General features: G+C 64.2%; 23 protein-coding genes and 1 riboswitch. Of the genes, 14 read left to right on the top strand and 9 right to left on the bottom strand.

Going from position 1 to position 22,868, the window contains the following annotated elements; genetic code table 11:
• Positions 1-166: 166 nt before the first annotated feature.
• Both IE125_RS01510 and IE125_RS01505 read left to right on the top strand, forming a co-directional pair.
• The gene (locus IE125_RS01510; RefSeq protein ID WP_189442820.1) at positions 167-484 is read left to right on the top strand and encodes a hypothetical protein; all 318 of its coding nucleotides are present in this window, start codon (positions 167-169) and stop codon (positions 482-484) included.
• 156 nt (positions 485-640) lie between these two features.
• Positions 641-856 carry a hypothetical protein gene (locus IE125_RS01505; protein WP_189442819.1) on the top strand — a complete coding sequence of 72 codons (216 nt, stop codon included), beginning with the start codon at positions 641-643 and terminating at the stop codon, positions 854-856.
• A gap of 48 nt (positions 857-904) precedes the next feature.
• On the opposite strand, the gene IE125_RS01500 is transcribed toward IE125_RS01505, so the two are convergent.
• Positions 905-2,614 (bottom strand): potassium/proton antiporter, encoded by a 1,710-nt coding sequence (locus IE125_RS01500; RefSeq protein WP_189442818.1) that lies wholly within the window; start codon positions 2,612-2,614, stop codon positions 905-907.
• A gap of 78 nt (positions 2,615-2,692) precedes the next feature.
• Positions 2,693-3,577: a phosphotransferase family protein gene (locus tag IE125_RS01495; RefSeq protein ID WP_189442817.1), complete on the bottom strand. Its 885-nt coding sequence runs from the start codon at positions 3,575-3,577 to the stop codon at positions 2,693-2,695.
• Positions 3,578-3,751: 174 nt separating this feature from the next.
• Positions 3,752-3,853: riboswitch (TPP riboswitch) on the top strand.
• Between the two features lie 49 nt (positions 3,854-3,902).
• On the opposite strand from IE125_RS01495, the gene IE125_RS01490 reads away from it, so the two are divergent.
• The 4 genes from IE125_RS01490 (at position 3,903) to IE125_RS01475 (ending at position 7,470) form a co-directional block, all read left to right on the top strand.
• The gene (locus IE125_RS01490) at positions 3,903-4,649 is read left to right on the top strand and encodes an ABC transporter ATP-binding protein (RefSeq protein ID WP_189442816.1); all 747 of its coding nucleotides are present in this window, start codon (positions 3,903-3,905) and stop codon (positions 4,647-4,649) included.
• Entirely contained in the window at positions 4,639-5,412 is a 774-nt protein-coding gene (locus tag IE125_RS01485; RefSeq protein ID WP_189442815.1) for an ABC transporter permease, read from the top strand. The genes IE125_RS01490 and IE125_RS01485 overlap by 11 nt, the downstream gene beginning before the upstream one ends.
• Before the next feature lie 115 nt (positions 5,413-5,527).
• Positions 5,528-6,547 carry an ABC transporter substrate-binding protein gene (locus tag IE125_RS01480; protein ID WP_229808865.1) on the top strand — a complete coding sequence of 340 codons (1,020 nt, stop codon included), beginning with the start codon at positions 5,528-5,530 and terminating at the stop codon, positions 6,545-6,547.
• A gap of 50 nt (positions 6,548-6,597) precedes the next feature.
• Positions 6,598-7,470: a hypothetical protein gene (locus IE125_RS01475; protein ID WP_189442814.1), complete on the top strand. Its 873-nt coding sequence runs from the start codon at positions 6,598-6,600 to the stop codon at positions 7,468-7,470.
• 65 nt (positions 7,471-7,535) lie between these two features.
• Here the strand turns inward: IE125_RS01475 and IE125_RS01470 are convergent, their stop codons facing one another.
• Both IE125_RS01470 and IE125_RS01465 read right to left on the bottom strand, forming a co-directional pair.
• A complete protein-coding gene (locus IE125_RS01470) occupies positions 7,536-8,333 on the bottom strand; it encodes an alpha/beta fold hydrolase (RefSeq protein ID WP_189442813.1) in 798 nt (265 codons plus the stop codon).
• 177 nt (positions 8,334-8,510) lie between these two features.
• Positions 8,511-9,173, bottom strand: a complete 663-nt coding sequence (locus tag IE125_RS01465; protein ID WP_189442812.1) for a 7-cyano-7-deazaguanine/7-aminomethyl-7-deazaguanine transporter — start codon at positions 9,171-9,173, stop codon at positions 8,511-8,513.
• Positions 9,174-9,455: 282 nt separating this feature from the next.
• Here IE125_RS01465 and IE125_RS01460 point away from each other — a divergent pair, with 282 nt between their 5' ends.
• Entirely contained in the window at positions 9,456-9,758 is a 303-nt protein-coding gene (locus IE125_RS01460; RefSeq protein WP_189442811.1) for an ArsR/SmtB family transcription factor, read from the top strand.
• Between the two features lie 92 nt (positions 9,759-9,850).
• Here IE125_RS01460 and sohB read toward each other — a convergent pair whose 3' ends face one another.
• A complete protein-coding gene (gene sohB / locus IE125_RS01455) occupies positions 9,851-10,894 on the bottom strand; it encodes a protease SohB (RefSeq protein WP_189442810.1) in 1,044 nt (347 codons plus the stop codon).
• A gap of 147 nt (positions 10,895-11,041) precedes the next feature.
• Here sohB and IE125_RS01450 point away from each other — a divergent pair, with 147 nt between their 5' ends.
• Complete coding sequence (locus IE125_RS01450; protein ID WP_189442809.1) at positions 11,042-11,371, top strand: SCP2 sterol-binding domain-containing protein; 330 nt, start codon at positions 11,042-11,044, stop codon at positions 11,369-11,371.
• A gap of 18 nt (positions 11,372-11,389) precedes the next feature.
• Here IE125_RS01450 and nudC read toward each other — a convergent pair whose 3' ends face one another.
• The 4 genes from nudC to IE125_RS01430 all read right to left on the bottom strand — a co-directional run bounded on the left by nudC (position 11,390) and on the right by IE125_RS01430 (position 14,414).
• Positions 11,390-12,163, bottom strand: coding sequence for an NAD(+) diphosphatase (nudC, locus tag IE125_RS01445; RefSeq protein WP_189443174.1), 774 nt, complete (start codon positions 12,161-12,163; stop codon positions 11,390-11,392).
• Complete coding sequence (gene dnaQ, locus IE125_RS01440) at positions 12,163-12,912, bottom strand: DNA polymerase III subunit epsilon (protein WP_189442808.1); 750 nt, start codon at positions 12,910-12,912, stop codon at positions 12,163-12,165. The genes nudC and dnaQ overlap by 1 nt, the downstream gene beginning before the upstream one ends.
• A gap of 92 nt (positions 12,913-13,004) precedes the next feature.
• Positions 13,005-13,499, bottom strand: a complete 495-nt coding sequence (gene rnhA / locus IE125_RS01435; protein WP_189442807.1) for a ribonuclease HI — start codon at positions 13,497-13,499, stop codon at positions 13,005-13,007.
• Between the two features lie 72 nt (positions 13,500-13,571).
• Positions 13,572-14,414, bottom strand: a complete 843-nt coding sequence (locus IE125_RS01430) for a methyltransferase domain-containing protein (protein WP_189442806.1) — start codon at positions 14,412-14,414, stop codon at positions 13,572-13,574.
• Positions 14,415-14,810: 396 nt separating this feature from the next.
• Between IE125_RS01430 and gloB the strand changes: the two genes are divergently transcribed.
• The 6 genes from gloB to IE125_RS01400 all read left to right on the top strand — a co-directional run bounded on the left by gloB (position 14,811) and on the right by IE125_RS01400 (position 22,722).
• On the top strand, positions 14,811-15,578 hold the full coding sequence (gene gloB, locus IE125_RS01425) for a hydroxyacylglutathione hydrolase (protein ID WP_189442805.1): 768 nt from the start codon (positions 14,811-14,813) through the stop codon (positions 15,576-15,578).
• 90 nt (positions 15,579-15,668) lie between these two features.
• A complete protein-coding gene (locus IE125_RS01420; RefSeq protein WP_189442804.1) occupies positions 15,669-16,817 on the top strand; it encodes a transglycosylase SLT domain-containing protein in 1,149 nt (382 codons plus the stop codon).
• Between the two features lie 172 nt (positions 16,818-16,989).
• Positions 16,990-18,918: an extracellular solute-binding protein gene (locus tag IE125_RS01415; RefSeq protein WP_229808864.1), complete on the top strand. Its 1,929-nt coding sequence runs from the start codon at positions 16,990-16,992 to the stop codon at positions 18,916-18,918.
• A 5-nt stretch (positions 18,919-18,923) separates the two neighbouring features.
• Positions 18,924-20,003 (top strand): microcin C ABC transporter permease YejB, encoded by a 1,080-nt coding sequence (locus tag IE125_RS01410; protein ID WP_189442803.1) that lies wholly within the window; start codon positions 18,924-18,926, stop codon positions 20,001-20,003.
• A complete protein-coding gene (locus IE125_RS01405; protein ID WP_189442802.1) occupies positions 20,003-21,112 on the top strand; it encodes an ABC transporter permease in 1,110 nt (369 codons plus the stop codon). Before IE125_RS01410 ends, IE125_RS01405 begins: the two co-directional genes overlap by 1 nt.
• Positions 21,112-22,722, top strand: coding sequence for an ABC transporter ATP-binding protein (locus tag IE125_RS01400; protein ID WP_189442801.1), 1,611 nt, complete (start codon positions 21,112-21,114; stop codon positions 22,720-22,722). The genes IE125_RS01405 and IE125_RS01400 overlap by 1 nt, the downstream gene beginning before the upstream one ends.
• Positions 22,723-22,868 lie beyond the last annotated feature (146 nt).

Here is a 22,868-nt window from a genome sequence, read left to right as displayed (position 1 = left end):
CCATTCTATATGTCATCCAAGCCAATCGTCTTCAGGTGTCGCCCGATCCAACGGAAGAGCCAACAGGGCAAGCGAAGATTGTCCTTATCGCAGGTTTGCGACTGATTTCCGCGTGCCAGATGGCAGATCGATGCTACGCTATTGTCAGTCTCCGGTACTTCGATCCATGTCACGCTTCTCACGAAATCTGCTGCCTCTTCCCCTCGTCGTCGTCCTCCTGCTCGCGGGCTGCGTCTCGGCGACGCCGCGCCTGACGGCGACCAACTTTATTCGGGACAGTCGCACCTGCGAGCGCCAGACCCATCAAATCGCGGGAGAGCCGGAGTATCAGATTTGCATGTCGCGGCTGGGCTGGCCGGATCCGCAGACTCAGGCCGCACGAATTCAGGCCAACGAAAGCCACAATGCCAGCGACCAGGGGCTTTTCAATGAAGCGATCAACGGTCTGCAGTTCGGCTTGCAGTGGGATCTGGATCCCGACTGACACCGATGAATCTGCCATCTTGCCTGCCGAGTTCGTCATCATACTGACTTGACATGGCTGCCAGGCTATCCGTGAATGAGTGAAGCATTCGCGGCCTGCCCTCGAGATCGACCCCGAACGCGGGCCCAACCCCTGTCTTTCCCGGAGGATTGCACCATGGCAGAACCATTCGTCGAGATCCGAAAGACGCACCGCCCCGGCGACGCCGCTCATATCTGTTATGAAGTTTACGACGGCGATACCGGTGGCAGCCTGGGCTATTTCGACAAGGAAAGCGACGCCCAGCATCGCGCCGACAGCATGAACGGCATGGTCGAACGCGAAACCGGCAAACGGCTCGATCGCCCGACCCAGAACGCGGAAGTGGAATGACAAAATCGCCTCACCCGTCGGCGCCGGCGAGCGCTGGCGGGCGGCCTTTCAGTGATAAAGACGCAGGCCGACTCGCGTCACCCGATTGCCTTCCATCTCGCTGACGACCCAATGAAATCCGTGCCAGTCGACGTCATCACCCACCACGGGGTGCCCACCGACGCGCAGCGCCACGAATTCCCCGAGCGTCATCTCCTGTTCCCCCGGGCTCAGGGTCAACCCGTAGGCGTCCGCCACTTCCTGCATCAGCGCCTCCCCATCGAGGGTGAACGTGCCGAAGAAGGCGCGCTCGCGTTTGAGCTTGGCTTCCCCGTTGAAAAGGCGATTGAGTGACGGCAAGTCACCGGTGCGCCCGATCAGACAGATGACATCCTGCAGCCTCAGGCGGGTGCTGCCTTTGGGATGCAGCATGGCGTGATGGCGGAAGATCGCCGATATCAGCGTGCCGGAAGGCAGACGGAGCAGGCGGATCGGTACATCGTCGAGGGACTCGTTCTCGACCTTGTAGACGAACATCTCGTAGTCGTTTTCGGGCAGCACGCCAAGCTGCCCTCGTCGATCGGGGGTGATGCTTTCGGGCAGTGCCACGCGCATCCAGCGGGCGACATAAGCCAGCGTCGAGCCTTGGAATATCAGCGAGATCAGCACGACGAAGAAGGCGACGTTGAAGTAGACATTAGCGTTCTCGACGCCGGTGATCACCGGAAAGATCGCCAGCACGATCGGTACCGCCCCACGCAGGCCAACCCAGGAGATGAAGAAAAGCTCACGCCAGCGGAAGCTGAAGAACGGCATCAGCGACAGCATGACGGCAACCGGACGAGCCAGCACGATCAGCGCCACGCCAAGAATGGCACTGGGTACGGCGTAGTCGATCATCTCCGACGGCGTGACCAGTAACCCGAGCACCAGGAACAGGCCGATCTGGCTCAGCCACGCCAGCCCATCATGCACCGGCAGAATATGATTGAGGTGACGCCCGGGCTGATTGCCGATCATCAGCCCGGTCAGGTAGATGGCGAGAAACCCGCTGCCTCCGGCGGCGCTGGTCGCGCCGAAGATACAAAATCCCAGAGCCAACGCCAGCAGCGAATAGAGTCCCGGGGCGAGATCCAGCCAGCGCAGCAGTTTCGCGGCGACCCAGCCGCCGCCGAGCCCGACAGCGAGGCCGAGCCCGAACTGCAGCACGAACCGCATCAACGTCTCGCTGATCCCGCCGACATCCCCCGTCAGCAGCTCGGCCAGGGTAATGGTCAGAAAGATCGCCATCGGGTCGTTGGTCCCGGACTCGATCTCCAGCGTGGCGCCCACGCGCTCGTTGAGGTTGATGCCCTGCCCGCGCAGCATCGAGAAGACCGCAGCCGCATCGGTCGAGCCGACGATGGCGCCGACGAGCAGCCCCTCGGTCAGCGTGAGATCGAGCAACCACATGGCCAGCAGACCGAGAATGCCGCTGGTCACGAAGACCCCGAGCGTCGCCAGCGACAGCGCTGGCTTCAAGCCGACGCGGAAGGTGCGAAATCGCGTTCGCAGACCGCCGTCCAGCAGAATCATCGCCAGTGCGAGATTGCCGATCAGGAATGCCTGAGAATAGTCATCGAACTGCAGACCCAGCACGCCCTCCTCGCCGGCCAGCATGCCGAGACCGAGAAAGAGCACGAGCAGTGGCACGCCGATGCGTGACGAGACGCGGCTGGCAAGAATGCTCAGCGCGATCAACGTACCGCCGATGAGAAACAGGCTATTGATGGAGTCCACGAATCAACCGTCAGAGAGTCTTTACATTTCAGTATGCCACGTTGGCTATCCTTGACCAGGCGAAAAATCGCTGGATTTTTAAATTGTTAGCCAACGGGGGTGGCTCATGACGCGAGTCGTTGCACCATCGCCATGTAGCGCCATCAGCACGGCAAGCGTGCGCATGCCATCTCGGTAAGGCCCCAGGTCCGGCAAGCGGCCCGACAGCCGGTAGCTCGACACGAACGCATCACGCTGATCGCGATCTTGAAGCAGCAGTTCGATCAGGCAGAGATCGAATTCGATCGGCGCCCAGACCAGCGCTTCCCAGTCGCTCCATAGCCAGTCTGTCGCCCCGGCCAGCAGCTGGTCGGGCCTCAGGTCCGGCAGGCACCAGACGGCACGCGAGGGCAGCGGCCAGGACAGCGCAGTCTCGAGATCACGCCGGTCTAGGTGTGTTTCCACGCAGGGATGCGTCTCGACGAATCGTCGCGCCAGATCCGGCCACGCCTCGAGTGGGCGGATGCCGGATACCGGATGCCCCCAGCCCGGCAGAGCATCGCGGTGCAGCATGGCGGCCTGCCTGCCAAGCGCGGCTGCCAAGGCAACTCCCATCTCGGGCGACGATGCCTCTCGCCAGGGCAAACTCCAGAGCGGCGCATCTTGCAGCCGCCCCAGGAATGTCAGCGGTAGCGGCATCAACGGCAATCGCGACGGCAAGGAGCCCGGAATCGCGGTCAGCGCCTCCGGGTGCGCCCAGCGATCCCAGCCGAAAAGCGCCTGCAGGGAGGACCAGAACGCATCGGTCTCCGCTCGCGTGCGCGCCAGCTTGAGCAGTTGAGGCGCCAGCTCGTCGGTGCGCCACAGCCAATTGGCGCTATCTGGCCACGGCAATGTGATAGGCGTCAGCGCCTTGCCGGTGTAGGTCGAAACCCGCCGAGTCAGCTCGCTGGCGGGTAGGCGGCGCCCTGACAATGCAGTCAACGAAAACTCCTCAAGGAAACGAGATGGATCGACGATGACAGAGCGTACCAGTTCATCAGCGACGATATGACGTCGGCAACGCGATCCGGCAGCGGCTGGCGCATAGAAGCGGGCCGCGCCAGCATCGAGGACAACCCCACCGTGCAAGACGCGCCGCCGCGGCGTACAATCCGCCTCACTGCATAGGGGTGCCTGAATGACAGGCTGAGAGTGCTCGCCACAACCCTCGAACCTGACCCGGTTAGCACCGGCGGAGGAAATGCCAGCCTTCACGCATGCCCTCCCCGCGCTATCCGTGCCCTGTCGGAAGCCAACGGGAGCTGTCATGACGCCACCGGGACTGCATGTCCGCAACGCCTCGCTGACCTTTGGCCAGCGGGCGCTGTTCAGCAAGCTCGAGTGCGAGTTTCCGGCGTCCAGCTGGACCTGCCTGCTCGGGCGCAGCGGCAGCGGCAAGAGTTCACTGCTGCGCATGATCGCCGGCCTGCACCTGCCCGACAATCACCATCTCGATTTGACCACCAGCGATGGTGAAGCGCTGCGCGGGCGACTGGCCTGGATGGCGCAGCAGGACCTGCTGGTGCCGTGGGAGCGCGTGCTTGGCAACGTCATGCTCGGGGCGCGTTGGCGGGGAGAGCGCTCCGCATCAGCCGTCGCCCGCGCCCGCGAGATGCTCGCGCTGGTCGGCCTGGCCGAGCGTGCCGACGCCTGGCCCGCAGCGCTCTCCGGCGGCCAGCGCCAACGCGTCTCGCTGGCGCGCACGCTATTCGAGGATGCCAGCGTGGTGCTGATGGACGAGCCGTTTTCCGCCGTGGATGCCATCACGCGGCTCGAGCTGCATGAGCTCGCCTACCGCCTGCTCGCCGAGCGCACGGTCATCATGGTGACGCACGACCCGTTGGAGGCACTGCGCCTGGCGGAGAGAATTCTGGTGCTCAAGGGCGATCCGGCGCGTCTGGTGCCCCTCGCCGCGCCTGAAACACCCAGACCTCGGGCACTCGATGATGCCGAGGTCCAGACACGCCAGACGGCACTGGTCGCAGAACTGCGGGAGACTGCCGATGCGCAGTGAATATCTTCCCCGCCTGCTCCGCCCGTTGCTCGCCGTCGTGATACTGATCGCCCTTTGGCAACTGGTGATCACGGTGACTGGCGTGCCGCGTTATATTCTCCCCGCCCCGCTGGCGGTCGGCCGCGCGCTGATCGCAGAGCGGGCGCTGCTCGCGCATCATGCCATCACCACCGTGATAGAGATCCTTGGTGGACTGATCGGCGGGGTGCTGCTCGGTCTGGTGACCGCGTTGTCTCTGGCCCGATTTCGCCCCCTGCGCCGGACCCTGCTGCCTTTGCTTCTCGTCAGTCAGGCGATTCCGCTGTTCGCGCTCGCGCCGATCTTGATGCTCTGGCTTGGCTACGGGCTCGGCCCCAAGATCCTGATGGCCATGATCATCATCTACTTTCCCGTCGCCTCGACCGGCTACGACGGGCTGCGTCAGACCCCGCAAGGTTGGCTCGACCTCGCGCGGACGTTTGGCTTGAACCGACGTCAGGTGCTGTTCCGCGTGCAGCTTCCTGCCGCCCTGCCGTCACTCGCCTCCGGACTTCGCATGGCGGCGAGCGCGGCACCGATCGGCGCCGTCATCGGCGAGTGGGTCGGGGCGAGCCGGGGCCTCGGTTTTTTGATGCTCAACGCCAACGCCAGGCTGCAGATCGACGTCATGTTCGCCGCCCTGGTCGTGCTCGTCGTCTTCGCCATACTGCTCTACTTCGGCGTCGACGCCCTGCTGCGTCTGGCCATGCCGTGGCACCGCGACGGCGTTGCAACCGAATACTGAAATGCACCACCGGCAATCAACAGCAACCACGAACGATAGCGATCAACCAAGAGGGAACACGATGCCGTCAAACCACTCGACTTGCGATCGAACCGCCCCCGACGCGGCGGGCGTGATGCGCCGAATCCATCGCGCAGCGTCCGTGCTGTTGATGTCGCTGGCGCTGATGCTCGCGGGATCGCTTCCGGCCCAGGCGCAGACGGCCCAGGAGACATCGGCCGGCAATGACGATCTCGCACCGCCGCAGATGATCCCCCTGAGCGTAATGCTCGACTGGTATGTCAATCCGGTCCACGCCCCGCTGATTATCGCCAAGCAGCGCGGGCTTTTCGCCAAGCGCGGGCTGGACGTGGACATCCAGACACCCGCAGATCCGAGCGTGCCACCGAAACTCGTCGCTGCCGGTCGAATCGATCTCGCGCTGAGCTATCAGCCACAGCTGCACCTGCAGGTCGATCAGGGATTGCCCATCGTTCGTGTCGGCACGCTGATCGCGACCCCTCTCAATGCGCTGATGGTTCGCGCCGACAGCGGCATCTCCAATCTGTCGCAGCTCAAGGGCAAGAAGGTCGGCTATTCGGTGGGCGGCGTCGAGGAAGTGCTGCTTGGCGCAATGCTCGAACACAGCGGCCTGAGTCTTGACGATGTGGAGATGGTCAACGTCAACTTCTCGCTGACGCCCGCGCTGATCAGCGAGAAGGTCGACGCCGTGACCGGGGCTTTTCGCAACTTCGAGCCGGCACAGATGCAGCAGGAAGGCGTCAAGGGCAAGGCGTTCTATATCGAAGAGGAAGGCGTGCCCACCTACGACGAGCTGATCTTCGTCGCCAATCGCGACACGCTGGATCAGCATCGTGATGCCTACCGCCGCTTCATGGACGCCATCGGCGAAGCGACCTCATGGATCATCAACCATCCGGACGACGCCTGGCAGCAGTTCATCGCCTATGACGACTCGCTCGACACCCCGCTCAACCATGCGGCCTGGGAGTCGACCTTGCCACGTTTCGCGCTGCGCCCGGCGGCGCTCGACGCCAAGCGCTACCGGGACTTCGAAGCCTTCCTGCTGGAGCGCGGCGCCATCAAGGCGCAGAGCCCGGTATCACGACTGGCCGTCGATCTCGATAACCCTTGACCGGGCGCGGGTTGCGCAAATCGTCTACCGTAGAGGGCATGACTGTCTCCATGCCCTTCTACGATCCCGACCAGGACCCGGCACACACACTGCCGAGCGTCGCGCTAGACGAGGCCTCGACACTGCCCGGCAAGGCCGGAGTCTACGTCTTCTTCGGCGACAGCAACCTGCCGCTCTACGTCGGCAAGAGCGTCAGCATTCGCACCCGCGTGCGCAGCCACATTCAGCAGCCATCCCAGGGCCGACACCGCCACCTGATGGCGCAGACGCGTCGGGTGGCGTGGCTGCGCACCAGTGGCGATCTCGGCGCGCAGCTGCTGGAAGCCGATCTCATCAAGCGCTGGGTACCGCTGTTCAACCGCCAGCTGCGCAAGCGCGTCAGGATGATCAGCTGGAACTGGCCACTCGACGAAACGCGGCCCGCGCTGACCGACGGCCAGTGGGTCATCACGGCGCGGTCGCGATTCTATGGGCTTTATCGTAACCGCCGCGATGCGCAGATGACGCTCAAGGATATCGCTGCCGAAGAGCGCCTCTGCCTGCGCGTGCTGGGTCTCGAACCGGGTTCCGGGCGCTGTTTCGGTTATCAGATCGGCCGCTGCGCCGGTGCCTGCTGCGGCGAGGAGAGTCTGGAAGCACACGCCGAGCGGGCTCGCGAGGCGATGGAGAGGCTACGTATCGAGAACTGGCCCTGGCCAGGCCGAGTGGCGTTTCGCGAAGGCGACGTCGAGGGCGAAATCGGCTACCACGTGGTCGATCACTGGCACTATCTCGGCAGCGCCACCTCGCTCGAGGCACTGCCTGCGATGCCCGACGCACGCGGTTTCGACATCGATACCTATCGCATCCTCAACCGCTTCATGGGCAGCCTCGACAACACCATCGAGGCCATTCCGATCGACGGCGATACCGAAACCGTCTGAGCCTGCTCCGCCGGCGTGTCGCCGAGGCGGCAATCGGAGGCACGTCGACCGTCAGCGCGCTCGGCTCACGTCTCTTCGAGAAAGCGATTCACCGCATCGCGAAACGCCTTCGGCTGCTCCGCATGCAGCCAGTGTCCGGCCCCCTCGATCGTCTCCAGCCGAACGTTCGGCATCATCGCCTCGATGGCTTCGCGGTGTGAGGGGCGGACGTAGGGGGATGTCTCTCCGCGCAGTAGCAGTGCCTTGCCGGTGAAGGCGCCCTCGCCACCGGGCGGAGCGATGATCGAAGGATAGCCATCGCTGATCTCGTCCAGTCCGACGCGCCAGCGCATGATGCCATCATCGTCTCGCACCAGATTGGTCGCCAGAAACTGCCGCGTGGCTGCGATCTCGATCGCTTCCTGCATGATATCGTCCGCCGCCTTCCGGGAGCCTGGCTCGGCCCTCTCGACGGCGCGCATCGCCGCAAATATCTCGTCATGGCCATGCCCGTAACTGACCGGAGAGATGTCGGCAACGATGAGGTGCGAGAGCTGTTCGCCGTGCTGACGCGCCACGGTCATCGCGACCTTGCCGCCCATGGAGTGGCCCAGCAGATCGAAGCGGCCCAGGTTCAGCGGCGTCAGCGTCTCCATCACATCCTCGGCCAGCGCTTCGTACTGCATGCCAGCCTGATGTCCGGAGCGACCGTGGTTGCGCAGATCGAGCGCCAGGACGCGACGCGACCGCTGCCACTGCTTGATGTGGGAGCGCCAGTTGTCGGCACTGCCAAACAGCCCGTGAAGTATGACCAGCGGCGGCGTGTCATGACTGACGCCTTCACCCCTGTCGTCTTTACCACTATCGATAACATGAAGTTGCACTGCCCGACTCCCTCTCCAACCCTTGATTGCGGCGTCGCTCACTCCCCTTGGCGAGGCGATGACCGTCGGTCACCTGCCAGCATACCAAAACCGCCGCTGGGATCTCGCGACCCACGGCCGGCTACCCTGCTCTGATCGAGCGAGGAAGTCCGGGCACGACGCGAGCGATCGGCAGGCTCAGTGCGCCGAACGTGGCACGCCATCCGGGCGAACCCAGCGACGACCAAGCCACGTCAGCAGCACACCGTAGAGAGGCAGGAAGAAGATCAGGCTGATCGCCAGCTTGACCCCATAATCGAACCAGGCGATGTCCACCCAGTGCTCACTCATGAAAGCGTCCGGGCCATGCCAGAAGGCAATGGCGAAGAACGCGAAGGTATCGGCCAGGTTGCCGACCACGGTCGAGAGCGTCGGCGCGACCCACCAGGACCGCAGGCGTCGAAGACGATCAAAGACGTGAATATCGAGCAGTTGCCCCAGCACGTAAGCCATGAAGCTGGCAAACGCGATACGCCCGACGAACAGATTCCAGCTCGCTACCGCGCCCAGGCCCTGAAAATGGCCCTGCTGGAACAGCACCGACACCGCATAAGAGACCAGCAGCGCCGGCACCATGACGCTCGCGATGATGCGCCTGGCGTTCGCCTTGCCGAATAGCCGCACGGTCAGATCGGTCGTCAGAAAAATGAACGGAAAGCTGAAAGCACCCCAGGTCGTATGCAGACCCCAGAGCGTGAATGGTAGCTGAACCAGATAGTTGCTGGCGGTGATCACCAGGATGTGGAAACCCACCAACCAGGGAATGATGGCGCGGCGTTGGCGTGTGTCGAGCGAGAACATTGTTCACCTTTTTCATTTGCCGGGATGCGGACCGAGGGGTAAGGGAACCCTCGAAGGAAAAGCGGACCCTGCGTCTTACGCCGGGTCGATTCGGGCGCCGATGGGACGCGAAAGCGAATCATGATCAGAGCGGCCGGGGATTATAGGGAGACACGCCGCGAATCACCAGCGCTCGCGCGCTGGATTATCTGTAACTTTAGGTTACACTAAGATAATATAAGCCAAGCCTGTAACAGCTCGTTCGGCGCCGGCCCCGCCTGACGCGGATGCGGAAACCCCAAGATGACGACCATAGCCATACCCCTTGAAGACCACCAGATAGCACCCTCGACCGCCGTTCTCAAGGCGCTCGCCAACGAAAGCCGACTACGCATTCTTTGCCTGCTGATGCACGGGGAGCGCTCGGTGACTCAGATCAATCAGGAAATGTCACTGAGTCAGTCGGCGCTGTCCCAGCACCTTGCCGTGCTGCGCCAGGAGCAGCTGGTCGCCACCCGCAGAAGTTCGCAGGTGATCTACTATTCGCTGCACGGCGCCACTGCCGAGCGGCTGATCCAGACGCTCGGCGAGCTCGATATCGCGTAACGCGGGCAACGTCAGGTTCCCTTGGCACGATCGGCCAGCGTCGGTGCCAATCAGCGTCGGTGCCAGTCAGCGTCGGTGCTCGTCGGGGCTGATCAGCGCCGCTGCCAACGTAGATCGTCGACCCGCTGCATGACCTGGTCGACACCGCGCTCCAGACCGCTTTCGACTCCCTTGCCAAGGCGCCCGAGAAGGCCGCTTCTTGCCGTCAGCGCAATATGCAGGACTCTCGCGTGGCTGCGCTGTTTCTCCAGCAAGTACGCATCGCTGGTGCCGACCGCGTCGATCAGCCCTTCGGCGAGCGCCTGGCTCCCGTACCAGATCTCTCCCGTGGCGACATTCTCGATATCGAGTCCAGGGCGGCGCTCGCCGACATACTGCTTGAACAGATCGTGCGTGGATTGCAGGTCTTCGAGGAATTTAGCGCGCCCCTCCTCGCTGTTCTCACCCAGCACCGTCAACGTTCGTTTGTAGCGCCCGGCGGTCAGCAGCTCGACATCGACATCGTGCTTCTTGAGCAGCCGGTGCACATTGGGAATCTGCGCAACCACGCCGATCGACCCGATCACGGCGAAGGGCGCAGCGATCAGCCGGTTGGCGCAACAAGCCATCATGTAGCCGCCGCTCGCCGCCACCTTGTCAACGCAGACCGTCAGGCTTGCGCCGGCGTCGCGCAGTCGGTCGAGCTGCGCCGACGCCAGCCCGTAGCTGTGGACCAGGCCGCCGCCTGACTGCAGACGCAGTACCACTTCGTCGCCTTCGCGAAGCTCCTCGAGCAGCAATGACACCAGGTCGGCCAGCGCTGGCGTCTTCGAGGCCTTGAGATCGCCGTCGAAATCGACCACCCAGACTCTCTCTCGTTCGGCAGGCGGCGCTTGCTTGTCAGCCTGTCTGGCGACCTTGCGCAGGCGCTTGGCCAACTGTCGGCGTCGCGCTTTTGGCGCGGCAGCCAGCTGAAGCTGACGACGTCTGCGATCGAAACGCGCATCCAGCTCGGTGACCTTGAGCACCGCACCGGCGTCTCCACCCTGCGCCCTACCTCGCCCCTTCGCGATGACCGCGAGGATCAAGACCACGGCGATCACCAGCGTCACTGTCTTGGCAAGGAATAGACCGTAGTCGGCCAACCATTCGATCACGTGCAGCTCCTTTTGCGTGTCATGTCTTCATCATTCCCATCCACCTTTGCCGCCCCCTGGGCCTACACACCAACCCAAGTCATGCCGCGCTTGCAAGCCGGCCACCGCGATGCTTTGCTTGGCGCTTTCCTCGAAGGAGAGCTCATCATGGACGACGATCATGTGATCGCCAAACTCCACGCGCGCTTCGACGCCGAGGCGGCTGCCAACGTCGCGGCGGTCTATCAATTTCGCCTGAGCGACGCCGAAGACCATCACATGACCATCGATCACGGCGCGCTCGACATCCAGCCCGGCGAACACGCGCAGCCCGACGTGACCATTTCCAGCGATACCGCCACGCTGCTCGGACTCGTGCGCAAGGAGATCAACGCGATGCAGGCGCTGTTGACGGGATGCGTCAAGGTCAAGGGGGACATCGGTCTCGCCGGGAAACTGCCGAAGCTTTTCGGAAAGGCGCGTCAGACCGCACAATGATGGCGGTCTGACACCAGATCAACGCACGGCGACGGCGCCGCGATGGGTCTCGATCAGCTGGCGCGAGATCGAGTAGACCGGCGGCAACTGAGGCAGATTGTCCGGCGAGAACCATGCCGCATCGACAATCTCTTCGCCATCGATACGGATGCGCCGGCTCGCGGCTTCGGCGAAAAACCCCATCATCAGCGAGTGCGGAAACGGCCAGGACTGGCTCTTGAAGAAGCTGACCCGCCCCACGTCGACGCCAACTTCCTCCATCACCTCACGTCTGACGGCCGCCTCGACCGCCTCTCCCGGTTCGATGAATCCGGCCAACGTGGAGTAGCGCTGCGGCGGGAAACGCGGGCTTCTTGCCAGCAGCATATCCTTGCCATGAGTGACCAGCGTGATGATGCACGGAGAGATTCGCGGGTAGCTGCGCAGACCACAGTGATCGCAGTGCATCGCGAACTCGTGGCCGAGTCTACGCATGGCGTGGCCGCAGCGGCCGCAGAATCGATGGTCGCGGGCCCAGCGCGTGACCTGCAGCGCCGTCGCGATCAGCTCGCTTTCCGCACTGGAAACCTGAGCCAGCCATTCGCGGGCCGGGGGCCACTCCTGCCCTTCCTCGACGGAGACGGCGACCGGGACTTCCGACCAGTAGCCCAGTCGCATCGCCGACTCGGGCCACGGATCGACCCGGCTCAGCATCGCGCCGTCGTCATCGGCAGGTGCCACGCCGCCGGCGCTGTCGAGGCGCAACAGCCAGCCGCCCGACACCGTCGCCGGCGGCATCTCCCGGCGCAGCATCAGTGCTGGCTCCCATCGGCATCGAGCGCGTCCCACCGGCACTCTCCGGCGGCCTGGCGAATCGCCTCCAGGCGCTCGCGGTGCGCGGCCCACTCTTCGTCGCTGGGCCGCGTGACCGCCAACGTCACGCCCTCGCGCGAGACCCTGCGAATACCGCTGGCGCTGCCGGCATCCGAGCCGCCAGCCTCGTCGTTACCGGCGAGTGACAGCGCCGTCTGTCCGCCGGTCATGGCGAGATAGACGTCGGCAAGAATCTCCGAGTCGAGCAAGGCGCCGTGGAGTACACGCTCGCCGTTGTCGATATCGTAACGTTTGCACAGTGCGTCGAGACTGTTGCGCTGACCGGGATGCATCTGCCGCGCCATCTTCAGGGTGTCGAGCACGCCACAATGCTCGGCCACCGGGCCGAGCTTTGGCTCGCCGCGCGCGGCATTGACCAGCTTGAATTCGTGATCGAAGAACCCGACGTCGAAGGGCGCGTTGTGAATGACCAGCTCCGCGCCCTGCATGAACGCCCACAGCTCATCGGCAATCTGTGCGAAGACCGGCTCGTCGGCGACGCGCTCGTTGGTGATGCCGTGGATCTCGATCGCCTCGGCTTCGATATTGCGCTCGGGATTGATGTATTGATGATAGGTGCGGCCGGTAAAACGCCGATTGATCAACTCGATGCCGCCAATCTCGATGACCCGATGCCCTTCGCGCGGATCGATACCGGTGGTTTCCGTATCCATGACGATCTGACGCATGTTTTACCTCACTAAAGCACTGGCTCTCTAAAGCGCTGGAGTCAACTTTTGATCCTGTCGGACCCGCTGAAGAACCGCAGTGGAAATCATGATCAGCGCTGCGGTGCCGCGCGTCGACGCTGATCGACGACGTCATCGATCGCCTCGTTGACCAGGCGGTCGGCGGCTTCATTGCCTTCATGGCCGCTGTGCCCCTTGACCCAGTGCCACTCGACCTCATGACGCTGCGTCTCCGCCAGCAGTTCCCGCCATAGCTCGGCGTTCTTGACCGGCTGCTTCGACGCCGTGATCCAGCCGCGTTTCTGCCAGCCGTGAATCCACTCGGTAATGCCCTTGCGCACGTACTGCGAATCCGTCCAGAGCGCGACGCGACAGGGCCGATCGAGGGCTCGCAGTGCCTGAATCGCTGCCATGAGCTCCATGCGATTGTTGGTGGTGTCGGGCTCGCCGCCCTTCAACGCCTTACGATGAGGGCCGCTGATCATCAGCGCTCCCCAGCCGCCCGGACCGGGGTTGCCGCGACATCCGCCGTCGGTATAGATGGTCACGGAAGGTGACGATGAGGCGGTCGTGTCGGGGGCAGACAAATCGGTAACTCTCTCGGTGACGAATGATGGAATACCGCGGGTTACAGACCGCCAAGGCAGTCTTGCCACGGACTAGATCGGGGAAACGGGCTCGCGCCGTTTGGGCGGCGCCTTGACCTCACGCCGCGCTTCGCCGGTTCGTGCGGCATGCGCTGACCCGACCTCGAGCCGCCGGTCCTCCTCTGGCCGCCCGCGCGCGAGCCCGAGCCAGGCACCGGACTTGACGCCGGCGACGGCCGGTCGACGCAACCGGATCGGCTGCACCGGTACGCTGCGCCGGCGGGCCACCAGCAAGTAGGCCGTGGCCCAGGGCACATTGTAGCGTCGGCCCAGCGTCTCCAGCCGGGCATTGTGAATCGAGCGCCACGGCAGGCGAAATCCGCAGTAGTCTACCCGTTCGATCTCGAAATCGACAAACGCAAGCCAGTCGCTCAGACGGCGCGGCGCGCGCCACTGACGCTGCCAGGGTACCGGCCGTCGACTCGGCAAAACGCCCGCCGGTCCTAGCGGGGACCAGCCGAAGACCAGCAGCCGACCGTCCGAGCGGGTCACGCGAGCGGCTTCCTGCATCACGTGGTGCGGATTGTCCACCGCTTCCAGCAGATGATGCACCAGCGTCAGGTCGACGCTTTCGTCGGCCAGCGGAAGATGTGTCGGCTTGCAGACGAGCGTGTTGGGTTGGCGGACGAGATCAGACCGAGGCGCCCAGTCCAGCGTATGGCGTACCGGGCACATGTCGCTGATCAGCGGTGCCATGCCGAGCTGTAGACTGACGATGCCGCGATGCTGTTCGCAGTGCGGCCCCAGGCACGCCCGCTCGGCCCGCCAGAGTGCCTGGCCGGGACTGGAGGCCCAGAAAAGACGTCCCTGCTGGACGATCGAAGCCAGTGACGAATCGAGCTGCGAGATTGACACGGCGGCGTTTACTCCCCAAGGTTGTCGCTTTTTGGCGTCGCATCGTGATTCGACCGCTCTCGGTCGGCGAGGTTCTGCGCCGGGTCATCGCTGACGCCTCGCGCGATTGCCGACTCCGGCGGCGGCTTCGCGAGACCGTGCCGATCACCGCGTCCGCGAGGACGACGGAACCCGAGCCCGCTCGGCCGGTCTCAACGACGCTCGCCGTGACGGCAAGCCTGTGAATCGATGGTGCCACCGCTCGATTTGGCTGGCCCGGAGGTGCTCACGACTGGAGGGCTTACCGAGCCCGACTCGACGGCACGGGATCTGACGACATCGGACCCGCTGACACCGGGGCTCGTGGCGCCGGACCTGATGAAAGTGGCGCCGGACCTGATGAAAAAAGGATGACGCATGCTGACCGTGATACCGATTCCCGCATTCCAGGATAACTATATCTGGCTATTGCGCCAGGATACGGCCCCTGGCGTTGCCGTGGTCGATCCGGGCGACGCCGAGCCGGTCATCGCCTGGCTGGAACGCGAGAATCTCACGCTGGATACCGTACTGATCACGCATCACCATCAAGATCACACCGGCGGCCTGCAGACACTGATCGAGCGCTACTCGCCGACGGTCTACGGCCCGGACAACCCCGCGATCGCCGGCATCCAGCACACGCTCGGCGACGGCGACGAGTGCCGCGTCCTGGGTCGCCGATTCGAGATCTTCGCCGTCCCCGGTCATACCCTGGATCATATCGCGTTCTACGCCTCCGGCACACCGACGCTGCTGTTCGCTGGCGACACGCTGTTCTCTGCCGGCTGCGGCCGCTGCTTCGAGGGCACGGCCCAGCAGATGCAGACGTCGCTGGGCAAGTTCGATGCCCTGGCCGATGACACCCTGGTCTTCGCTGCCCACGAATACACGCTGGCCAACCTGGCTTTCGCGACCGCCGCTGAACCGGACAATCCCGCACGCGATGCCTACCACCGCGAGTGCGAGAAGGCCCGCGGCCACGACCGACCGACGCTGCCGACCACGCTCGGCCGGGAGCGCCAGATCAACCCGTTTCTGCGTATCGATCAGCCTGGCATCCGGGCAACGCTTGCCGAGCAAGGTCCCGCGGACGATCGCGAAAGCGCGTTCGCTACCCTGCGCGCCTGGAAAGACCGCTTCTGATACGGAGAGATCGGCTAACGATATCTCAGCTCACGAATCTCGCCGGCACCCATGGGCCGCGACAAGAGTGACTCGAAGGATTCTCGACACATGACATTCCGATCGCGACGTCGCCATGTCGCCCTCGGCCTGGCGGGTTCGCTGCTGCTCTCCACGCTGCCGCTGACAGCCGCAGCCAACCAGCCAGCTTCATCGGTACCGCGTCAGCACACGTTCTGGTCCGCCCTGCGCCTTGACGAACGTCCCGCGCCCGACACCTGGACGCGACTGCGCAAGGGTTTCGCGCTATCTCACGAGACGGCCAACCCGCGCGTGCAGGAGTGGCTCGAGTGGTATCGCGAGCATCCGCGCCACGTCGAGCGTATCGCGGCACAGTCTCGCCCCTGGCTACGTTGGGTCACGCGCCAGCTGGAAGCGGATCACCTGCCGACCGAGATTGCCCTGCTGCCGTTCATCGAGAGCGGCTACAACCCGGCCGCGACCAATCCGGGGGGCGCCGCCGGACTGTGGCAGTTCATGCCGGGTACCGGTGACGCCATGGGACTCTCGCGGACCGACTGGTACGACGGACGCCACGACGTGATGGCCGCGACGAAAGCTGCCGCGAGCTACATTCAGCAGCTCGCCAGCCGCTGGTACGACGGTGACCTACTCCTCGCCCTCGCCGCCTACAACGCTGGTGCAGGCACCGTGAATACGGCGCGCGACGTCGCCGCGAATCGCGGCGAGCCGATCGATTACTGGCACCTCAGGCTACCGGCGGAGACGATGGCCTACGTTCCTCGACTGCTGGCCCTTTCGGAAGTCATCGACGAGCCGGAACAGTACGGCATCGCGCTTCCTTCGATCCCGGACGACGCACAGTTCGTCAAGGTGGCCACCGACGGCCCCCTGACGCTGTCGCTGGCCGCCGAACTGGCGGGCGTCTCCGAGCAGACCCTGCGCTCGCTCAATCCCGGTTTCAAGCGGGCCTCCACCCGCCCTCGCCAGGATGCCAGCATCCTGGTGCCGATCGCTGCCAAGCAGCGTTTCCTGGCCAATCTGGAGACGCTTCCCGCCGCCGAGCGCACCGTCATGAATCGCTACGTCGTGCGTCGTGGCGACACGCTCTCCGCCATTGCCGCGCGCTTCGGCGCCAGCGTAGGCGAAATCCGCCGGGAGAATACGCTCAAGGGCGACGTGATTCGCATTGGTCAGACGCTATCGGTACCGGCGCAGGCACTGGCCCAGAACGACTGAACCGGGTTCGCCGCGGGCAAACCGTCGAGAATCTGAAGGCAGCCGATCAGAAAACCCCTCGCCACCGGTAGCGCTCGGTCGGGGTTCCCGGTAAAACTGCCGGAACGTTTTGATGTCGTGTTCGGTGAGCGGCATCGGGTTGTCGCCATCGAGAGATCGGGAAAGTCGTTGAATGCGCTACGCACGCCACCTGCTGACGGGGCTGCTCCTCTGCCTCACGCCGATGTTCGGGCTGCTACCGTCCGCCGTTGCCCGAGCGGCTACCGCCGACGTCAGCAACCATACCAGCGCGGGAGCGCCGACTGACGCGCAGGCCGGGGCCGACTCCCAGCCCGATACCGAGAGTCGCGTTCCCACCGTCCACGCGCTGGCGCTCTACGGCGAGCCCGCCCTGGCGCCGGACTTCGACCACCTCCCGTATGCCAACCCGGGTGCCCCGAAAGGCGGCACGCTGCGCCGCGCCGCCAGCGGCAGCTTCGACTCGACCAATCCGTTCATCATCCAGGGCACGCCCGCTCTCGGCCTCGAACAGACCTACGACACTCTCATGGTCTCCAGCGCAGACGAGCCTTTCACCATGTACGGCCTGCTTGCCGGCGGCATCCGGCTGGCCCCCGACCGAAGCTGGATGGAGATCGATCTTCGCCCGCAGGCGCGCTTTCACGATGGCTCGCCGGTCACCGCTGGCGATGTCGTGTTCAGCTTCCGTCTGCTGCGTGACAAGGGCCAGCCGTTCTATCGCGCTTATTACGCCAACGTCGCGTCGGTCGAGGCGCTGAGCGAGCGCACCGTGCGTTTCTCGTTCAAGCGCAGCGACTCGCGTGAGCTGCCGCTGATCCTCGGTCAGCTGCCGGTGCTGCCGAAGCATTACTGGCAGTCGCATGACTTCACGCGACCGACGCTCGACAAGCTGCCGGGGTCCGGACCCTACGAGATCGCCGAGGTCGATCCCGGTCGACGCATCGTCTATCGCCGGGTCGACGACTACTGGGGCCGCGACCTGCCGATCAATCGCGGTCGCAACAACATCGGTCGTCTGGTCTACGACTATTTCCGCGATCAGTCGGTCGCGCTGGAGGCCTTTCTGGCCGGCGACCTCGACTTTCGACTGGAGAACAGCTCCAAGAGCTGGGCCACGGCCTACGATACGCCTGCCGCGCGTGCCGGGCTGATCGACCGCCTGGTCATCCCCGACAAGCAGCCGGCGGGCATGCAGGGCTACGTGTTCAATACCCGTCGCGACAAGCTATCGGACCCGCGCGTGCGGCAGGCGCTGGGGCTGGTATTCAATTTCGACTGGCTCAATGAACACATGTTCTACGGTGCTTATCGGCGCACCCACAGCTACTTCCAGCACTCCGACATGGAGGCCAAGGGTCTGCCGAGCGCCGGTGAACTCCGCTGGCTTGCGCCCTATCGGGACCGACTCCCCGCCGCGGTTTTCGATCAGCCGCTACCGAGGCAGCAACCCGAGGCGCTACGGCCACGGCTACGCCAGGCGCTGAAACTACTGAAGGCGGCCGGCTACGAAGTGCGTGATGGCAAGATGGTCAACGCCACTACCGGGCGGCCGTTGACACTCGATTTCCTGCTTTACGACTCGCAGTTCGAACGCGTCACCCAGCCGTTCGCCCGCAACCTCGAGCGACTCGGCATCGAAAGTCACATCCGGGTCGTGGACGTCAACCAGTACCTCGACCGCCTGCGCCGATTCGACTTCGACTTGATCATCGGCAGCTTTCCGCAATCCGCCAATCCCGGCAACGAGCAACGCGACTTCTGGGGCAGCGACTATGTCGATGTTCCCCAGAGCCGCAATCTGGCGGGCGTCAACGATCCGGTGGTCGATCATCTGGTCGACGATCTGATCGCGGCCGACTCTCGCGAGGCACTCGACACGGCTGCCCAGGCGCTGGATCGGGTGCTGCGCTGGGGTTTCTATGTCATTCCGCAGTGGTATCTCGACGGCACTCGCGTAGCGACCTGGAACAAGTTCGGTTACCCCCAGCCCTGGCCGCGCTATAACCTCGACTTCTCGGTCTGGTGGGTCGACCCCGAGCGAGCTCGCGCAGTCACCGCACACCAGCGTGGACAGGAGTAAGCGCCATGGCCAGCTACATCGCCCGCCGTCTACTGCTGATGATCCCGACGCTGTTCGGCATATTGCTGCTCAATTTCCTCATCGTTCAGGCGGCGCCCGGTGGACCCATCGACCAGATGATGGCCCGTTTCGAAGGGCTTGGCAGCCTCGCCAGCACCGGGCTCGGCGGCAGCGGCAACGAGGGTGGAGGCCATAGCGCCAGCGATAGTCAGCGCATCCAGGGCGTGAACGAGGAGCTGCGACAGCAGCTCACCCAAGAGTACGGCTTCGACAAGCCCGCCTGGGAGCGTTTCGCGCTGATGATCCGCGACTACGCCCGCTTCGATCTCGGCGACAGCCTGTTTCGGGGTCGCCCCGTCATCGATCTGATCCTCGAGCGCCTGCCGGTGTCGATATCGCTCGGCCTCTGGACCACCCTGCTCGTCTACCTGATCTCGATTCCCCTGGGCATCCGCAAGGCGCTGCGTCACGGCAGCGCCTTCGACGTCTGGTCTTCGGGCGTGGTGATTGTCGGCTATGCGATTCCCGGCTTTCTGCTGGCAATTTTGCTGATCGTGGTCTTCGCCGGCGGGAGCTATCTCAACTGGTTTCCGCTGCGCGGGCTGACCTCGGCCAACTTCAACGAACTCTCGCCCCTGGGCAAGGTTGGCGATTATCTCTGGCATATCGCGCTCCCCGTGACGGCCTCCGCCATCGGAAGCTTCGCCACGCTGACGATGCTGACCAAGAACAGCTTCCTCGACGAGATTCACAAGCAGTATGTACTGACCGCCCGTGCCAAGGGTGCCTCGGACCGGCGCGTGCTCTACGGGCACGTCTTTCGTAACGCCATGCTGATCATCATTGCGGGGATGCCCGCGGCATTGATCGGCATCTTCTTTACCGGATCGCTCCTGATCGAGGTGATCTTCTCGCTCAACGGCCTCGGCCTGCTCGGGTTCGAGGCCGTCATGCAGCGCGATTACCCGCTGATCTTCGGCACCCTCTATCTCTATACCGTCATCGGGCTGCTGCTGAAGCTGATATCGGATCTAACTTACGCTTGGGTCGATCCGCGCATCGACTTCAGCGCTCGGGAGTCATGATGAACCAAGCTCACGTCCCCCGGCGCGACGCGCCTTCGAATGGCCGCGGGCGACTGTCGCCCATCGCGCGGCGTCGGTTGCGCGTCTTTCGTGGCAACCGTCGCGCCTGGTGGTCGCTCTGGCTCTTCGGCCTGCTGTTCGCGATCAGCCTCGGCGCCGAATTCGTGGCCAACGACAAGCCGATCGTGATGCGTTACGAGGGCAACTGGTATGCCCCTCTGTTCGTCGATTACCCGGAGACGACGTTCGGCGGCTTCCTGCCGACCGCGACCGACTACCGCGACCCGGTGATCCGCGCGCAGATAGAAGACGACGGCTGGATGCTATGGCCGCCCGTACCCTTCTCCTATCAGACGCTGGATCGGGACGTCGAGGGGCCGATTCCCTCTCCCCCCACGCTGCGACACTGGCTCGGTACCGATGACCAGGGGCGCGATGTCTTTGCCCGTGTGCTCTACGGCTTTCGACTTTCGGTCGCCTTTGCCCTGGCACTGACGGCAGGCTCTATCGTGCTCGGAGTATTGCTGGGCGGCATCCAGGGATATTACGGCGGCAAGATCGACCTGGTGGGGCAGCGTCTGATCGAGATCTGGTCCGGGCTACCGGTGCTGTTTCTGCTGATCATCATGGCCAGCCTGGTCGAACCCAACGTCTGGTGGCTGCTCGGCATCATGCTGATGTTTTCCTGGCTTGGCCTGGTCGATATCGTTCGCGCCGAATTTCTGCGGGCGCGCAATCTCGAATACGTTCGCGCCGCGCGGGCGCTCGGCCTTCCCTCGCGCCTGATCATGTGGCGCCACGTACTCCCCAATGCCATGGTCGCGACACTGACATTCATCCCGTTTCTCTTCACCGGCGCGATCACCACGCTGACGGCGCTGGATTTTCTGGGCTTCGGGCTGCCGTCAGGTTCACCCTCGCTCGGCGAACTGGTCGCCCAGGGCAAGAACAACCTGCAGGCACCCTGGCTTGGCATCACGGCGTTCGTCACGCTCAGCCTGATGTTGTCACTGCTGGTGTTCATCGGTGAAGGGCTGCGCGACGCCTTCGACCCGCGCCATATCCTCAGTTCGATTTCCGCCCGCCCAACCGCTCAGGAGCGCCCGTGATGAATACCGAGCGACTGCTGGAGCTGCGCGGGCTGTGCATCGATTTCGGCGACCGCCGCGTCGTTTCCCACCTCGACCTGAGCGTCGCACGTGGTGAAACGGTGGCCGTGGTCGGCGAGTCCGGCTCGGGAAAATCGGTCAGTGCGCTTGGCGCGCTCGACCTGCTCCCGTCGGGGGCAAGAATCACGGGCGAACGGGAGTTCGAGGGGCGCGACCTCGCCAGGCTCGACAAGCGCCAGTGGAGCGCCCTGCGCGGCGGGCGAATCGGCTTCATCTTCCAGGAGCCGATGACGTCACTGAACCCGCTCCATACCGTCGGCCAGCAGATCGGCGAGAGTCTTCGCCTGCATCAAGGTCTGCGCGGCAGCAGCGCGCGCACTCGCTCTCGCGAGCTGCTGGAGAGCGTCAAGCTTCCGCGCGCCGAGGCGCTGCTGAGAGCCCGCCCGCACCAGCTCTCCGGCGGCCAGCGTCAGCGCGTGATGATCGCGATGGCCATCGCCAACGACCCGGCCCTACTGATCGCCGACGAGCCCACGACCGCGCTCGACGTCACCGTGCAGCGAGACATTCTCGCCCTGCTCGACGAGCTGCGCCGGGTGCATCACATGGGCCTGCTGCTGATCAGCCACGATCTCAATCTGGTCCGCCGCCACGCGGACCGCGTGGTCGTGATGCATCGCGGCGCTGCCGTCGAGAGCGGCAGCACTCAGGCCGTCTTCACGTCGCCACGTGCCGATTACACACGCCATCTGCTCGCCGCCGTGCCCGACGGCCGACCGCAGCCACTGCCCGGCGCTGTCAGCCAACCGCGGCTCGCCGCCCGGGAACTTGGCGTCGAGTTCGCGCGGCCCAGGCCCCTGCTGCGCCCGCGTCCCACCGCGTTCGTTGCCCTCGAGCCGCTATCACTTGCCGTCGCCCCCGGGGAAACGCTGGGCATCGTCGGTGAGTCCGGTTCCGGCAAATCGACACTCGCCAATGCGCTGATCCGACTACTGCCGTCACGCGGCGAGATCGACTTCGAGGGACAGCGCCTGGACCGGCTCACCGGCAACGCGCTACGTCGCCGGCGCCGAGATTTCCAGATCGTGTTTCAGGACCCCTACGGCTCGCTGTCGCCGCGCATGCCGGTCGCGGACCTGGTCAGCGAGGGACTGCGATTTCACCACCCCGAACTCGACCGCAAAGCCATCGACGAACGCATTCGGTCGGTTTTGAGAGAAGTCGGCCTGCCGGCCGACTGCGGGGATCGCTATCCCCATGAATTTTCCGGCGGCCAGCGCCAGCGGATCGCCATCGCCCGCGCCCTGGTCCTGAAGCCGAAGCTCCTCGTCCTGGACGAGCCCACCTCCGCCCTCGACCGAACCGTGCAGAAACAGCTGATTACTCTGCTGCGAGAGGTGCAGTCTCGCCACGGCATCAGCTATCTCTTCATCAGCCACGATCTGGCGGTTGTCAGAGCAATGGCGCACCGCATTCTGGTACTGAAGGAGGGTCGAGTCATCGAGACGGGGCCCTGCGAGCAGCTGCTGTCGTCACCGCAGAGCGAATATACGCGGACCCTCGTCGAAGCCGCCGAACTCACGCCGGTCGCCCCAGACCTGTCTCGATAGTCAAGAAGCCAACCCGATGGCCGCTGTTGCGGCCGAAGTTACGGTGGGTGCCGCGCCTATCAGTGCTTTTTGCAGCCCCGTAAAAACCGGAAATTGGTGTGTTTGGTAGCACGCAAGATAACGGTATAAACTGAATTTGAATAAAG

Source organism: Salinicola rhizosphaerae, assembly GCF_014652715.1.
Classification (GTDB): Bacteria; Pseudomonadota; Gammaproteobacteria; order Pseudomonadales; family Halomonadaceae; genus Salinicola; species Salinicola rhizosphaerae.
The sequence above is the reverse complement of the archived record's forward strand: the minus strand, read 5'-3'. Positions and strand labels throughout refer to the sequence as shown.

Excerpts from the sequence above, each read along its gene's own strand:
- IE125_RS01510 (WP_189442820.1), top strand. The coding sequence starts at position 167 with ATGTCACGCTTCTCACGAAATCTGCTGCCTCTTCCCCTCGTCGTCGTC.
- IE125_RS01505 (WP_189442819.1), top strand. The coding sequence starts at position 641 with ATGGCAGAACCATTCGTCGAGATCCGAAAGACGCACCGCCCCGGCGAC.
- IE125_RS01490 (WP_189442816.1), top strand. The coding sequence starts at position 3,903 with ATGACGCCACCGGGACTGCATGTCCGCAACGCCTCGCTGACCTTTGGC.
- IE125_RS01485 (WP_189442815.1), top strand. The coding sequence starts at position 4,639 with ATGCGCAGTGAATATCTTCCCCGCCTGCTCCGCCCGTTGCTCGCCGTC.
- IE125_RS01480 (WP_229808865.1), top strand. The coding sequence starts at position 5,528 with ATGCGCCGAATCCATCGCGCAGCGTCCGTGCTGTTGATGTCGCTGGCG.
- IE125_RS01475 (WP_189442814.1), top strand. The coding sequence starts at position 6,598 with ATGCCCTTCTACGATCCCGACCAGGACCCGGCACACACACTGCCGAGC.
- IE125_RS01465 (WP_189442812.1), bottom strand. The coding sequence starts at position 9,173 with ATGTTCTCGCTCGACACACGCCAACGCCGCGCCATCATTCCCTGGTTG.
- IE125_RS01460 (WP_189442811.1), top strand. The coding sequence starts at position 9,456 with ATGACGACCATAGCCATACCCCTTGAAGACCACCAGATAGCACCCTCG.
- IE125_RS01450 (WP_189442809.1), top strand. The coding sequence starts at position 11,042 with ATGGACGACGATCATGTGATCGCCAAACTCCACGCGCGCTTCGACGCC.
- nudC (WP_189443174.1), bottom strand. The coding sequence starts at position 12,163 with ATGCTGCGCCGGGAGATGCCGCCGGCGACGGTGTCGGGCGGCTGGCTG.
- dnaQ (WP_189442808.1), bottom strand. The coding sequence starts at position 12,912 with ATGCGTCAGATCGTCATGGATACGGAAACCACCGGTATCGATCCGCGC.
- gloB (WP_189442805.1), top strand. The coding sequence starts at position 14,811 with ATGCTGACCGTGATACCGATTCCCGCATTCCAGGATAACTATATCTGG.
- IE125_RS01420 (WP_189442804.1), top strand. The coding sequence starts at position 15,669 with ATGACATTCCGATCGCGACGTCGCCATGTCGCCCTCGGCCTGGCGGGT.
- IE125_RS01415 (WP_229808864.1), top strand. The coding sequence starts at position 16,990 with ATGCGCTACGCACGCCACCTGCTGACGGGGCTGCTCCTCTGCCTCACG.
- IE125_RS01410 (WP_189442803.1), top strand. The coding sequence starts at position 18,924 with ATGGCCAGCTACATCGCCCGCCGTCTACTGCTGATGATCCCGACGCTG.
- IE125_RS01405 (WP_189442802.1), top strand. The coding sequence starts at position 20,003 with ATGAACCAAGCTCACGTCCCCCGGCGCGACGCGCCTTCGAATGGCCGC.
- IE125_RS01400 (WP_189442801.1), top strand. The coding sequence starts at position 21,112 with ATGAATACCGAGCGACTGCTGGAGCTGCGCGGGCTGTGCATCGATTTC.